This window comes from Iodidimonas gelatinilytica, from assembly GCF_008579125.1.
GTDB classification, from domain to species: Bacteria; Pseudomonadota; Alphaproteobacteria; order Sphingomonadales; family Rhodothalassiaceae; genus Iodidimonas; species Iodidimonas muriae.
This window is the reverse complement of the sequence record NZ_BKCL01000002.1, coordinates 86,907-100,863: the sequence shown is the minus strand read 5'-3', so window position 1 is coordinate 100,863 and position 13,957 is coordinate 86,907. Positions and strand designations below refer to the sequence as shown.

General features: G+C 57.0%; 8 protein-coding genes and 3 pseudogenes. 2 read left to right on the top strand and 9 right to left on the bottom strand.

The annotated features are described in order from the left end of the window. Positions 1–109: 109 nt before the first annotated feature. The 9 genes and pseudogenes from JCM17844_RS03415 to xseA form a co-directional block, all read right to left on the bottom strand. Positions 110–691, bottom strand: a complete 582-nt coding sequence (locus JCM17844_RS03415) for a hypothetical protein (RefSeq protein ID WP_149999681.1) — start codon at positions 689–691, stop codon at positions 110–112. Then, positions 692–1,102, bottom strand: coding sequence for a hypothetical protein (locus tag JCM17844_RS03410; protein ID WP_149999680.1), 411 nt, complete (start codon positions 1,100–1,102; stop codon positions 692–694). After that, on the bottom strand, positions 1,102–2,736 hold the full coding sequence (locus JCM17844_RS03405; protein ID WP_149999679.1) for a protein kinase family protein: 1,635 nt from the start codon (positions 2,734–2,736) through the stop codon (positions 1,102–1,104). The genes JCM17844_RS03410 and JCM17844_RS03405 overlap by 1 nt, the downstream gene beginning before the upstream one ends. A 181-nt stretch (positions 2,737–2,917) precedes the next feature. Next, positions 2,918–4,206 (bottom strand): annotated as a pseudogene (locus tag JCM17844_RS03400) (adenylosuccinate synthase). A gap of 6 nt (positions 4,207–4,212) precedes the next feature. Continuing rightward, positions 4,213–5,412 (bottom strand): ATP phosphoribosyltransferase regulatory subunit, encoded by a 1,200-nt coding sequence (locus JCM17844_RS03395; RefSeq protein WP_149999678.1) that lies wholly within the window; start codon positions 5,410–5,412, stop codon positions 4,213–4,215. 51 nt (positions 5,413–5,463) lie between these two features. Then, a complete protein-coding gene (gene serA, locus JCM17844_RS03390; RefSeq protein WP_149999677.1) occupies positions 5,464–7,041 on the bottom strand; it encodes a phosphoglycerate dehydrogenase in 1,578 nt (525 codons plus the stop codon). An 80-nt stretch (positions 7,042–7,121) separates the two neighbouring features. Beyond that, positions 7,122–8,284 (bottom strand): annotated as a pseudogene (locus JCM17844_RS03385) (phosphoserine transaminase). Positions 8,285–8,396: 112 nt separating this feature from the next. Beyond that, the gene (locus JCM17844_RS03380) at positions 8,397–9,812 is read right to left on the bottom strand and encodes an MATE family efflux transporter (protein WP_210431275.1); all 1,416 of its coding nucleotides are present in this window, start codon (positions 9,810–9,812) and stop codon (positions 8,397–8,399) included. A gap of 147 nt (positions 9,813–9,959) precedes the next feature. Beyond that, positions 9,960–11,408 carry an exodeoxyribonuclease VII large subunit gene (gene xseA, locus JCM17844_RS03375; RefSeq protein ID WP_149999675.1) on the bottom strand — a complete coding sequence of 483 codons (1,449 nt, stop codon included), beginning with the start codon at positions 11,406–11,408 and terminating at the stop codon, positions 9,960–9,962. A 149-nt stretch (positions 11,409–11,557) separates the two neighbouring features. Here xseA and purD point away from each other — a divergent pair. Beyond that, positions 11,558–12,822 (top strand): annotated as a pseudogene (gene purD / locus JCM17844_RS03370) (phosphoribosylamine--glycine ligase). Positions 12,823–12,878: 56 nt separating this feature from the next. After that, positions 12,879–13,955: a phosphotransferase gene (locus JCM17844_RS03365; RefSeq protein ID WP_149999674.1), complete on the top strand. Its 1,077-nt coding sequence runs from the start codon at positions 12,879–12,881 to the stop codon at positions 13,953–13,955. Positions 13,956–13,957: the final 2 nt, after the last annotated feature.

Genomic DNA, 13,957 nt, shown 5'->3' with positions numbered 1-13,957 from the left:
GGGCGGCGCTTTTATCCAACAAAACCTTTTTGCACTATTTTCGCGTGCAGCAACAAAAAGCCGGGCAGTTCTTCTGTCCGGCATTTGATTGCCATTTGATCGTCATCGATCACTGGGCCGAAGCAGCGGGCTTTGGCTCTTTGGGGGCGCGTCTGGCGGAAGACACGCCCTCCCCCCATTCCTTGATCAAGGCATCGCGCTGCTTTTCCAATTTATAAGCGCGGTCACTATTAAGATATTGCTGGATACCGGCCGCAAGAACCGGACACACCCACAAGACCGCGGCCCCCGCACCCGCAGCCCCCAGCATAACCGTCCACGCCATTACATCGCCAACGATGCGCATCAGATTGGCAAAGCTGGGGCCTTGCTCCCACATCTGCACCATATAAGGCAGCACTCCTGCCAGATTAAAGGCAAACATGGCGCTGAGGCGCGTTGATTTTTCCGGGGCAATATCGACAAACAAAATCACGAAGGTGGGCATCAATCCCAAGATCGCCAAAGCAGCAATGGGCGGCGCCACAAACAACATGGTGGCCAAAACCGCATAAACCAGCAAACGGCCTGTGCCCCCTGCTTTCTTCTGGTTGCGACCCGACTTTTTATTAGATTTTTGAGCGGACGCCCCTGCCTTCCCGGCACCTTTGGACGATGTCTTGTCTTTGGCCTTGGTGGGTTTTTGCGCCATTTAGCCTGCCCCCATCGTCAAGACGATCATGGTGACCATCAACACAAGCCAACCCATGGCCGAAGCGGCCCGAAACCCTGCCAGCCGGGCGTTTGGCTCCGACGGATGCACCGGACGGCGCATTTTCCGGATCATCTGTTCCAAAACAGACACCTTCCGCTGCGCTTCCAGAAATTCCTGATGATCCAGATATTTCAAATATTCAAGATCAATCGCCCGCGCAATATCGGGCAGGCTTCCCAAATCACCAAGCTCATCCAACCGCGCCATTATTGTGCGTTTGCGAGACCGGCTTTTGACATCCCCCAATAAGGCTTTCAGGCTTTTTACAAGATGGCCGCTTAAATTCTTCAACGGTCCAGAATCCAGCCTTTGCTGCAAAAAAGCCAATAATTTGGTCACCGCCGTCATCAGCCGTACGGGGCTCTTGCGATGTTTGATAAGGCTTCCACCAAGGGTTCGGCCCCTTCGACCCTGCTACAAAACATGGCCAGAACATGATCATCAAGCAAGGGAGACAATTCCGAGCTTTTATCAACAATACGGTCCAAAGCCTTCAACAATTGTTGGGGCGATGTGATCCAAAGGTCTTTCAGGGCCGGGCTCAGGCACTGCAATGTGGGGTTCAGATCATAAAGTGCACAAATTAACGCCATCCGCCCCTTGGTTCGACGCATAAGCTGAACCGTGTGGCTATGCAGTTGATGCTGTTTGCTCACAACCGGATTACGGTCGATGATAATATCAAGAATGGCGGGCAAGACATTGCTGTCAAACAGATGCAGCAAAATATCTTGCTCCATGTCGTCGTCTTTGTTGAAAATATCCACCATGGCCGGGCCAAGGCCATCGATGGTGGTGGAAATCCCGTTATAACGCAGCGGCCCCAAAGGATCGAGATGCGCTGTCACCCGCGCCACAAGGGCATGGTCACCGTGCCGTTCGCTGGAAAGATCTCCATCCTTTTTCACATTGATCAGCCGTTCCAGCCGTTCACTGAACAGCTCTGTGGTGATCATATTTTGCACCCAGGACGGGAAATCCACCTGACGCAAGAAATGCGCGGCATCCAAAGGATGTTGGGAAAATTCATGTGCCAGCATCCGCCGGTCGGAGAATGTCGCCTGCCGGAAAATAACCGGCCGGGCAAAGGTCCAAAGCACATTCACCGAGCGCCGGTTGGGAACCGACGACTCCAGCCATAAATTCAGTTCCTTGAGCGTCCAGCGCTCGCCTTCATCATCATTCAACAGCCCCCGCAACAGCGTGCCTGTGACGCCGGGCACTTCCGTGCCTGCACTATGCGCCCAGAACGACCCTTGCGCCATCCGTGCCGCATGCAAGGCATTGGGGTCTTTCGCGGGTTTTTTGTTCACCCCCAGATGGCACGCAAGCAACGTGGCACCCAAAGCGAACATATCCGCTTCCGGCGTGGCCTCCCCGCGCCCGAAAGGCATTGCCAAGGCCCGTTCCAATGGCTCGAAATGTGCGGGCTGCCCGGCAGCAGGGGGACAACTGAAACATTCGCCCAGAACCACGCCATCAAGGGCCGGGCTTTTGAAAAAAATGGTTTCGGGGCGGATAGAGCGATGAACGATACCGCGGCTATGCAGCCCCGCCAAAGCCTGAACGATCCCCGGAACGATCAGCTTGCGCAGCTTATGCCCGCTAATGGGGTGTTGAGCGGCAATCTCGGCCAGGGATGGCCCCTTGGGGGCCTGAACCAATGACACCAAATGCCGCGGTCCGCCCGCCTTCACGCGGATCACCGACGAGCGCACCGGATTGAGCATGCTGATGACCGGGGCCTCGATCAATTCAGCAAGAACATCCCCGCGATGGGTGCTGCCCTGATGATGCACCAACGCATAAAGCTCTGCGGGGCCTTCCTTAAGATCCGTCACGTCATAGGCATCGGCACATGGGCTGCTCAAATGCACCAGCGGCTTTGCCAGTTCAATCCGGTAGCGCCCATTCATCAATCCGGGAGCGGCAGACTTTTGGGAAGATTTGCTCCCTTTTTCCGGAGAGTCTGCATCAGCCATTATGCGAAAACCATTCGTAAACCACTTTACAGACAGTTAACGTCAAGGCCCGTTAAATACATGTTAAAATCTTAATATATTTGCCCCGCCCCAACGCATGACGAGGCCGGATATATTCCGGCCCCGTAATGAGGAGCTGAACGCGGAAAACCCTGTTTCCCGCTTTTGAAAACTTTGCCCCTTATTGAAAGGGATCGCGCATCAAAATGGTGTCTTCACGTTCCGGGCTTGTGGACAGCATGGCCACCGGTGCGCCGATCAGCTCTTCAATGCGGCGTGCATATTTCACCGCCGTGGCAGGCAGGTCGCCCCAGCTTCGCGCCCCTTCCGTGCTTTGTGACCAGCTTCAAGGGTTTCATAAACCGGCTCCACAGCAGCCTGCCCTTCCATATCGGAGGGCAGATAATCCACCATTTCACCATTCAACCGATAGCCGACGCAGATTTTGACTGTCTCCAGCCCATCCAGAACATCCAGCTTGGTCAAGGCAATGCCGTCAATGCCACCGATTTGCACCGCTTGGCGCACCATCACCGCATCAAACCAGCCACAGCGACGCGACCGGCCGGTGACCGTGCCGAATTCCCGGCCCCGCTCGCCCAAATGGCGGCCAGTCTCGTCTTCCAGTTCCGTGGGGAACGGCCCGGAGCCAACGCGAGTAGTATAAGCCTTGGTGATCCCCAGAACATAATCCAAAGCCCCCGGCCCTACGCCTGCACCGCCAGCCGCTTGCCCTGCCACCGTATTTGAAGAGGTGACAAAAGGATAGGTGCCGTGATCCACATCCAGCATCTGGCCTTGCGCCCCTTCAAACAAGATGCGTTTGCCTGCCGCGCGGGCCTTGGCCAAGGTCCGCCAGACAGGAGCCTTATAGGGCAGCACATCGGCAGCAATCGCCATCAGGTCGGCCACGATGGCATCTTTATCGATGCTTTTAGCCCCTAATCCGGCGCGAAGGGCATTATGATGTGTCAGCAGCCCGTCAAGGCGTGATTCAATCGCCGCCTTATCGGCCAGATCACAAATGCGCACCGCACGACGGCCAACCTTATCTTCATAGGCCGGGCCAATGCCGCGCCGTGTGGTGCCAATTTTCACGCCCGACGTTGCATCTTCGCGCAAGGCATCCAGTTCCCGATGGAATGGCAAAATCAGCGTGGCATTTTCCGCAATCTGCAAATTCGCCGGGCTGATATCCACGCCCTGATCGCGCAGGCGGGCAATTTCATCGCACAAGGCCCATGGGTCGATCACCACACCATTGCCGATCACCGAAATCTTGCCTTTGCGCACAATACCGCTGGGCAAGAGCGACAATTTATAAACAGCCCCATCCACAACCAGCGTATGGCCCGCATTATGGCCGCCTTGGAAGCGCACCACCACATCGGCCCGTTCGCTCAGCCAATCAACGATTTTTCCCTTGCCTTCATCGCCCCATTGCGAGCCGGTCACCACCACATTGGCCATTGGCCTTCACTCCTCACTTGCTTCATCGTCCGCTGTCAAAGACAACGCAACGCCATGTTCATAAAGATGCGTGCATCCTTCAGCCCGGGCCGCTGCCGCCGGATCGCTTACGGATACCAACCCATATACCGTACGCCAGCCAATGGAGCGCAGGCGTCTGGCTTCTTCTTGCCCGGTGCCGAACGGCAGATAAATGCGGGGATGTTCAACGGGAACCGGCACAGCGCGCAGCAAGCTATCCAGATACATGGAAAACCCGACGGCGCTTTCCTGCCCGCCATCGGGACATGCCACCTGATAGCGCCCGCCCCGGCCCAATTCACCAGAGACATGGGGGGCGAAAAACGCAAACCCAACACCCGTATGAAATTCAAATCCGCGACATTCGCCGGGATCAATGGTGATTTTCAGATCCGGCACACGGTCTTTCAAGGCCCGCGCCAATGTTACCAGCGTATCGCGGATCCGGGCGGCCTGGCCATCAAGGGGCACCTGTTCCAATTTCGGCAAGGCACTATCCAAAGACCCTGCCGCCTGCATCAAGCCGGTCAGAATGTCCCGGACCGTTTCATCAAATCCGGCCAGCGCAGCGATATCCTTGGCATCCAAAGCCCGACGGGCCATCTCTGTGGTTGGTTCATCCAACGCAAGCTGGCGGGCAAGACTTGGCACCAAAGTGGGGGACACCAGATCCACCGATAGTCCCTTGATGCCAAGATCCGTCAATGCTTCGGCGGCCAGCGCGATGACTTCCAGATCCGCCTCCAAAGCATCGGAGCCGATAAGCTCGACCCCTGCTTGCCGGAATTGCCGCGCCGGACGCAATTGGGTACCGCGCACCCGCAAGACATGGCCGGCATAAGAAAGCCGCAAGGGACGCCCCTGCCCCGCCATCCGCGAGGTGGCGATTCGTGCCACTTGCAAGGTCATATCCGAGCGCACGGCCATCATTTTTTGGCTGACAGGGTCCAGCAAACGGAACATGGATTGAGACCGTGACTGGGATTGCCCCTGCCCCTGTCCCGATGCCGTTATCAGGCTGTCTTCAAATTCCACCAAAGGCGGAGCCACCCGACGATAACCACGCCCGGCCGCCACCGACATCAGCCGATCCACCATATGCGCTTCATGCTCTGCCCAGGGAGGCAGATCATCGCGCAGCCCTTCAGGCAGCAGCGCACGTTGGAATGGGCCGGGCGCAGTCATGGCTTTCACCTCTTCCTCAATAGGGGCAGACGCCAAAGGCGCAAGCGGCGGTCAGAAACTCAAATGCGTTACCTGCTGGACATAATCCAAGCCAGCCACCGCGTCGAGTACCTCTTGCTCAATTGGCTGATCTACAGCGATCAAGGCCACTGCATAACCGCCCTTGACGGATCGGCCAAGATTGAAGGTGGCAATATTGAGATCATATTTCCCCAAAGCCGCCCCCAAGGCCCCCACAAAGCCGGGCCGGTCATCATTGATGATATACAGCATATGATCGGACAGTTCGGCTTCCAAAGGCACGCCATGCACTTCGACGATCCGTGGGGCACGGTTGGCAAACAGCGTTCCGGCAACGGTTCGGGTTTGGGTTTCCGTGGTGACGGTCAGGCGGATCAGTGTGTGATAATCGCCTTCGCGCTCATGCAGGACTTCCGATACGTCGATATCACGTTCACGGGCAATCACCGGCGCATTGACCATATTCACCGATTCCAGATTGGGCTTCAAAAGCCCCTCCAGAACCACCGCCGTCAAAGGCTTGGTGTTCAGGCCCGCCACATGGCCTTCATATTCAATGCTAACGGCGCGAATCCCTGAACGTGTCAGCTGCCCGGCGAATCCGCCAATTTGGCGGGCCAAGGCCATATAAGGCTTCAAGCGCGGGGCTTCTTCCGCGGTCATGGACGGCATATTCAGGGCATTGGTAACACCGCCGGTGAGCAAGAAATCAGCCATCTGCTCGGCCACCTGAATGGCCACATTCACTTGCGCTTCACTGGTGGATGCCCCCAGATGCGGGGTGGCCACCAGATTGGGATGCCCGAAAAGCGGGCTTTCTTTGGCCGGTTCCGTTGCAAATACATCCAAAGCCGCACCCGCCACTTTGCCCGTGTCCAGCGCCACCTTCAGCGCGGCTTCATCCACAAGGCCGCCACGGGCGCAATTGATCAGGCGCACGCCGGGTTTCATCAGGCCAAAGGCCCGCTCGCCAATGATATTGCGCGTTTTGTCCGTCAGCGGTGTATGCAGCGAGATAAAATCGGCACGGCGCAACAGATCATCCAGTTCTACCTTTGTAACGCCGATTTCCTGTGCCCGTTCCGGTGACAAATAAGGATCGAACGCCAGAACCCGCATTTTAAGGCCTTGCGCACGGTCGGCAACGATGGAGCCGATATTGCCACAACCCACCACGCCAAGGGTCTTGCCCGCCAGCTCCACCCCCATGAAGCGGGATTTTTCCCACTTTCCCGCCTGCGTGGATACATCGGCGGCGGGAATTTGCCGGGCCAGTGCAAACAGCATGGCAATGGCATGTTCCGCCGTGGTGATGGAATTGCCAAAGGGGGTGTTCATCACCACCACCCCATGATTGGTGGCAGCGGCCAGATCGATATTGTCGATGCCGATGCCGGCCCGGCCGATCACCTTCAAATTGGTGGCGGCCTCCAAAAGTTTTGCGGTGGCTTTGGTGGATGAACGCACGGCAAGGCCATCATAATCGCCGATGATAGCGGCCAGTTCTTCTTTATCCAGGCCGGTTTTTTCATCCACCTCGATCCCGCGTTCCCGGAAAATTTCGGCAGCGCGGGGGCTCATCTTGTCAGAAATCAGAACTTTAGGCATGAGTTTGTCCTTTGGATCGGGCTGCTTCAAGCGCCTCGGATCATCAAAATACAAAGGGAGAAACGCGCAAAAAACGCGGTTCAGGCAATCTGGGCGTGGTCGGCCTTGACCTTGGCAAAGGCCCAATCGAGCCATGGCACAAGAGCAGCAATATCCGCACGCTCCACAGTGGCCCCGCACCAGATACGCAAACCCGGTGGTGCATCGCGGTAGCCGCCAATATCAAAGGCCACCCCTTCGCCATCCAGAAGGCCGGCAATGGCTTTCGCTATCCGGGCCTGCGCCTCCGCATCAAGGGACGTGAACCATGGATCAACGATCTTCAGGCACACCGATGTGTTGGACCGGATCGCCGCATCAGTCGCCAGAAAATCAACCAGTCGCGCTCGGCGATCCACGCCGTCAGCACCGCCAGATTGGCATCGGCGCGGGCTATCAGGGTATCCAGACCACCAAGCCCGTCCGCCCAGCCAAGCGCATCGAGATAATCTTCCACGCACAACATGGAGGGCGTGTTGATTGTCTCGCCCCGGAAAATCCCGGCATTCAACTGCCCGTCTTTCTTGATGCGGAAAATCTTCGGAAGCGGCCAAGGCGGGCTGTAGCTTTCCAGCCGCTCCACCGCACGCGGCGATAGAATCAGCACCCCGTGGGCGGCCTCTCCCCCCAGCACTTTTTGCCAGGAAAAGGTGGTCACATCCAGCTTGCCCCAAGGAAGATCCTGCGCAAAAGCCGCCGATGTGGCATCGCAAATGGTCAGCCCTGCACGATCTTTAGCGATCCAGTCTCCATGGGGAACCCTGACGCCCGATGTGGTGCCGTTCCATGTGAACACCACATCATGGTCGGGGCTCACCTGCGCCAGATCAACAATATCGCCATAATCTGCGGTCATCACACGGGCATTGGCGAGCTTCAACTGTTTCACCACATCGGTGATCCAGCCTTTGCCAAAACTTTCCCATGCCAGCATATCCACCGGGCGGGCGCCCAGAAAATTCCACAGTGCCAATTCCACAGCACCGGTATCGGAAGCGGGAACGATGCCGATATGATAATCCTTGGGAACGCCCAGGATCGCACGGGTTTTTTCAATGGCTTGGGAAAGCTTCGCCTTGCCCGGTTTCGAGCGATGCGAACGCCCGATAGGCGCGTCTTCAAGAACGGCGGGTGTCCAGCCCGGACGCTTTGCGCATGGCCCTGATGAAAACAGGGGCCGCGCAGGACGGATGGTCGGTTTCATATATATCCTCTCCTTACAGAGAGCGCGCGCCTCGTTGGGGAGGCGTGGCCCGCCTGAGAAACTAAGGATCAAAAACCGACTGTCAATTGAAATATGTGAACTTGCGAAAAGATTATGCCTCGTCTTTTTGGGAAGGCTTGTTTTCAAAGGCTTTTTCCCGCCCTGTCAGCCACCAGAAACGCACAGACTGGGCGACCACCGAGAAAATACTGGCGATCAATGTGGCTTCCAACAACCCGATCAGCCCACGATCCATATCCACAGCCAGATACCAGGACAGGGGGAGCATCAGCATCAAATAGGCCACCGCCTGAATGGCTGTGGGCCACCATGTTTCGCCAAGGCCACGCAGAGCCATGGAAACCACGGACTGGCCGCCATCAAACACCGTGACATAGGCGATAAACATGATCGCCGGAACCGTGATGGCCGCAAGGCGCATATCATCGGAATGAAGGGCAAAAAGCCATTCGGGAAACAGGAAAACAAACACCGCAGCAAGACTTAGGAAAACGATTGAAGCCCCCAATCCCGTCCAGCCTGCAAGGCCGGTATCCGCAGGATCACCACGCCCGTGGCTGATGCCAACACGCACCGCCGTTGCCGACCCGATCCCCACCGAGACCATGAACGGCACCGTCATGACATTGAACACGATTTCCTGCCCCGCCAAGATAAAGGCCCCCAGTTTCTCGGCGATCACCGCCAAGCCCGCAAAGGCCCCCACTTCTGCCCCGATGCTTACCGCCGAAGCATAACCAATGGTGCGCTGCCGCGCCCAATCCTTCCAGCTTTGCCCATGGGATATGCGCAGCCCAAAGCGCTCCATGGATGGAGAATACCAAAGATAGGCCAGCAGCAACGCCGCCAAAATCCAGCGAACCAAGGTGCTGGTGAGCGCCGACCCGGCAGCCCCCATCTCCGGTGCGCCGAAATGGCCATAAACAAGGCTGTAATTCAAAACCACATTCACCCCATTGCCCACAATCAGCGCCACCATGGGGATCATTGGCCTGCGAATACCTTCCAGAAATCCTGTGCAACAAAAAAAGATCAAATGCGCGGGCAATCCAAGCCCCAGGATAACCACCAGCTTGGCGGATTCTTCGGCAATCACCGGATCGCTGGCCAGCCAATCCATCCAGATATGGGCGGGCAAAGACAAGGCCAGCATGCCTCCGCCAATCCATAAGGCATAAGGCATGGACCGCCGCCAGATCCGGCCACATTCCCGCTCGTCATCTCTGCCGAAAGCCGATGCCGTATAGACCACCACGCCCATCAGCAGCCCGATGCCCACCACCAGCAGGAAGGAAATCACCGACCGGTTGGCCAAAGACAGCCAGGCAAGTTCACTGGTGGCATAGCGCCCCACCATCACCGTATCGACAAAGCCAAGAGCCAGCATCCCCAGCCGCGATGTCATGGACGGCGCGGCCAAGCGTATAAGCTCGCTTAAGTGGCGCTTCAATCTGGCTTGCAACCAGTCGCGTCCTTGATCGTCGCTTTGATATTGGATGTTGCCCACAAACGTTCTCGACTGTTGATGATGCGGCCCCATCCGCCCCTTCCAATCATACCGAAAGCGGGCTTATGGGGATATGGCTTCCCGCCTATGGTCACGGGAAAAAGGATCGGTCAAATCATTTTTGCGCGTCGTCCTTGGGAACGGACCTTAAAGCAACGTGCCTTGCTTGAGCACCACGCCTTCCGGCTTTGGCTTTGGTTTTGACTTAGGCTTCGATTTGGCCTTGGGGCCCGGTGCCTTTGACACTGTGCCCTCTTGAACCATCAACCAGGCGCGGCCGTCTTGCAGTTCCGCCTCCACGCCCATGCCCGGCAGCAAGGCGCCGCTATGCTGCACAGGCACCCCCTTTGCATCACGCAGCACCGCATAGCCGCGGGCCAGAACACCTTGATAGCTCAATGTTTCCAATAACCGCGCAGCTGCAGACAAGCGCTGTCGTCCATCGGACAGGTTGCGCTCAAGGGCCGGTTCAAGACGGCGGGAAATCGCCTGCGCTTCCTGCCGTTTATAGGCCACCATCTGGCGCAAGCCGTTCGGGCGCAAGCTGCCCTCCAGCCGTCCCAATTTCGCCCTTTGATCAAGAGCCACATGACGCAAGGCCCTTGGCAAGCGATCGACCAGATCATCAAGGCGTTGACGCAAAGCCCCCAGCATATCCGCAGGCTTGGGCAAGCCACGCGCAAGCCCCGCAATCCGCTCGCGCATGCGTTCAAAATATCGCATCCGGGCGCCAGTCAGGCGGCTATCCAATTGGGCCACACGCGCCATCAGATCCGCGCGCACCGGCACAGCAATTTCCGCCGCGGCCGTCGGCGTGGGGGCGCGTTTGTCAGAAACAAAATCTATCAATGTGGTGTCGGTTTCATGGCCCACGGCGGAAATCACCGGAATGGTGCTTTCGGCCACAGCACGCACCACCGCTTCTTCATTGAAGGCCCATAAATCCTCAACGGAGCCACCGCCCCGCGCCACAATCATCACATCGGGTTTGGGAATTGCACCCTTTTGCGCCAAAGCGTTAAAGCCACGCACCGCATCGGCCACCTTTTGCGCCGCCCCTTCGCCCTGAACGGGCACGGGCCACACAATCACATGGCGGGGAAAGCGGTCTGCCAAGCGGTGCAAAATATCGCGAATCACCGCCCCCGTGGGCGATGTGACAACGGCGATCACCTGCGGCAAATAGGGAAGCGGCTTTTTGCGCTCCGCATCAAACAGTCCTTCGGCGGCCAGCTTTTTCTTGCGCTCTTCCAAAAGCGCCATCAAAGCGCCCGCGCCCGCCGGTTCCATATGCTCGATCACAAGCTGATATTTGGAGCGCGCCGCATAGGTGGTGAGCTTACCGGTGGCAATGACCTCCAACCCGTCTTCGGGCCGAAAGCCCAATCTTGAAACATTGCCGCGCCAGCACACACCATCCATGGTGGCACTGTCGTCCTTGAGACTAAGATAAAGATGCCCTGAGCTATGCAATTTCACGCCGGAAAGCTCGGCCCGCACCCGCACATGGCCAAAGCTGTCTTCCACCGTGCGCTTTAAAGCGCCGGACAGTTCGGATACCGTATATTCGTGAATATTTTCTCGCGCGTTTGTCATGCCACTTGTTTAAGACCTATTGGACCTTGGCATCAATCAAGGATCGTTAAAAAAATGGTCGGCGCTTGTCAGCCATGGCCGGGGTCGATAGGGTCCGGTGCCAAAGATAACATGCATCAATCGTTGCGATGATCAAGGAGACGATCTGGGTGAATATCCTCGTTATCGGATCGGGTGGACGGGAACATGCCCTTTGCTGGGCTCTTTTGAAATCTCCCTTATGCCAACAGCTTTATTGCGCCCCCGGCAATGGCGGGATCGAAGCCATCGCTCAATGTGTCACGCTGGATGCCTTGGATCACGACGCGTGGCAGACTTTTGCTTCGCCAAAAAAATCGGCCTTGTGGTTATTGGCCCCGAAGCCCCCTTGGTGGCAGGCTTGGTGGACCATCTAAGCGCTCTTGGCATCAAAGCCTTTGGCCCTTCGGCAAAGGCGGCACGTCTGGAAGGGTCCAAGGGCTTCACCAAAGATCTATGTGCCAAATACCAGATCCCCACAGCCCGCTATGGCCGCTTTCAAAAGGCCGCCGATGCCAAAGCCTATGCCGCAAAACAAGCCTTGCCGCTGGTGATAAAGGCCGATGGTCTGGCTGCGGGGAAAGGTGTCATCATCGCCGAAAGCCAGCATGAAGCAGAAACCGCCATCGATGATATTCTGGGCGGGCAGTTTGGTGAGGCGGGCGCGGATCTGGTCATTGAAGAGTTCATGCACGGCGAAGAAGCCAGCTTTTTTGCCCTTGTGGATGGTGATACGGCCCTTCCTTTGGCCGGTGCGCAGGATCATAAGCGTGTCGGAGACGGGGATACCGGCCCCAATACCGGCGGTATGGGAGCCTATTCTCCCGCCTCCGTGCTTGATACAGACATGCAAGACCGTGTGATGGCGGATATCATTCGCCCCACCCTTGCCGCCATGAAGGCCGAAGGCTGCCCCTATAAAGGGGTTTTATATGCCGGGCTGATGATCACCGAAGAAGGGCCGAAACTCATCGAATATAATGCCCGCTTTGGCGATCCGGAATGTCAGGTTCTGATGATGCGTCTGGCATCCGACATCGTCCCCGCTTTGATGGCTTGCATTGATGGCGGTGTGGCAGACATGGCGCTTCAATGGCGCAAGGAAGCCGTGCTTACCGTGGTGATGGCCACAAAAGGCTATCCCGGCACATATGAAAAAGGCTCGGTGATCAAAGGATTGGATGCAGCGTCCCAAATGCCGGATGTGGAAATTTTCCATGCAGGAACACAACGATCCCGAAATGGAGAGATTGTGACCATTGGCGGACGGGTGCTCAATATTACCGCTTCGGGAAAAACCGTGGCCGAGGCGAAAGAGCGGGCCTATGCCGCCATTGAAAAAATCCAGTGGCCACAAGGTTTTTGCCGATCCGACATCGGCTGGCGGGCCTTATAATAACGAACCGCCAGTCACCTGAAGCCTGTCTTCGAGCAACGACAAGGACACACAGAATGACCAGCCGCCAAGAGCAGTTTTCAGGGACCATGAAGGTGCGGGAGCGCCACCGCTTTGATGAGGCAGCGCTTGAGCGTTATATGATCGGGCATGTTGCCGGCTTCACCAAAGGCTTGAAGGTGGACCAGTTCAAAGGCGGGCAATCCAACCCCACCTATCTTTTGACCGATGGCGCCGGAAAGAGCTATGTGCTGCGCCGCAAACCGCCGGGAAAATTGCTGAAATCCGCCCATGCTGTGGATCGGGAATATCGCGTTATCACCGCCCTTGGCCAGCATAGCGACGTTCCTGTTGCGCGCACCTATGCGCTTTGTACCGATGAGTCCATAATCGGCACATGGTTTTACATCATGGATTGTGTGGAGGGGCGGATTTTCTGGGATGCGGCCATCCCGCAAGTAGGAAACACCGAACGCGCCGCCTTGTTCGACGCCATGAACGAGACGATTGCCACATTGCACATGGTGGACCCCGCAGCCATCGGCCTTGGCGATTATGGCAAGCCGGGAAATTATTTCGCCCGCCAGATTGCCCGCTGGTCCGGACAATATGAACAGGATGAAGAAGCGGGGCGCTTCAAAGCTATGGACCGATTGGTACAATGGCTACCCGACAATATCCCCCCCGGTGACGATACCGCCATCGTGCATGGCGATTTCCGCATCGACAATCTGATCTTCGACAAGGAAGAACCGAAGGTGCGGGCCATTCTGGATTGGGAGCTCTCCACCCTGGGCCATCCGCTGGCTGATTTTTCCTATCATCTGATGATGTACCGCATGCCCCCCCAAGGGTTCACCGGACTTTTGGGGGCCGATCTCAAGGCACTCAATATCCCGTCCGAGCAAGACTATATCGCCCGCTATTGTGCCCGAACGGGCCGCGACCTGATCCCCGACGGGCACATGAATTTCTATGTGGCCTTCAATATGTTCCGATTGGCCGCTATTTTACACGGCATTTTGGGCCGGGTGAAACGCGGCACCGCCGCCAGCAAACATGCCGCCGCCCAAGGCCAAATGTGCGAACCCTTGGCAGAACTGGCCTGGAACCAGATCAAGGAAAGTGCCTGAGC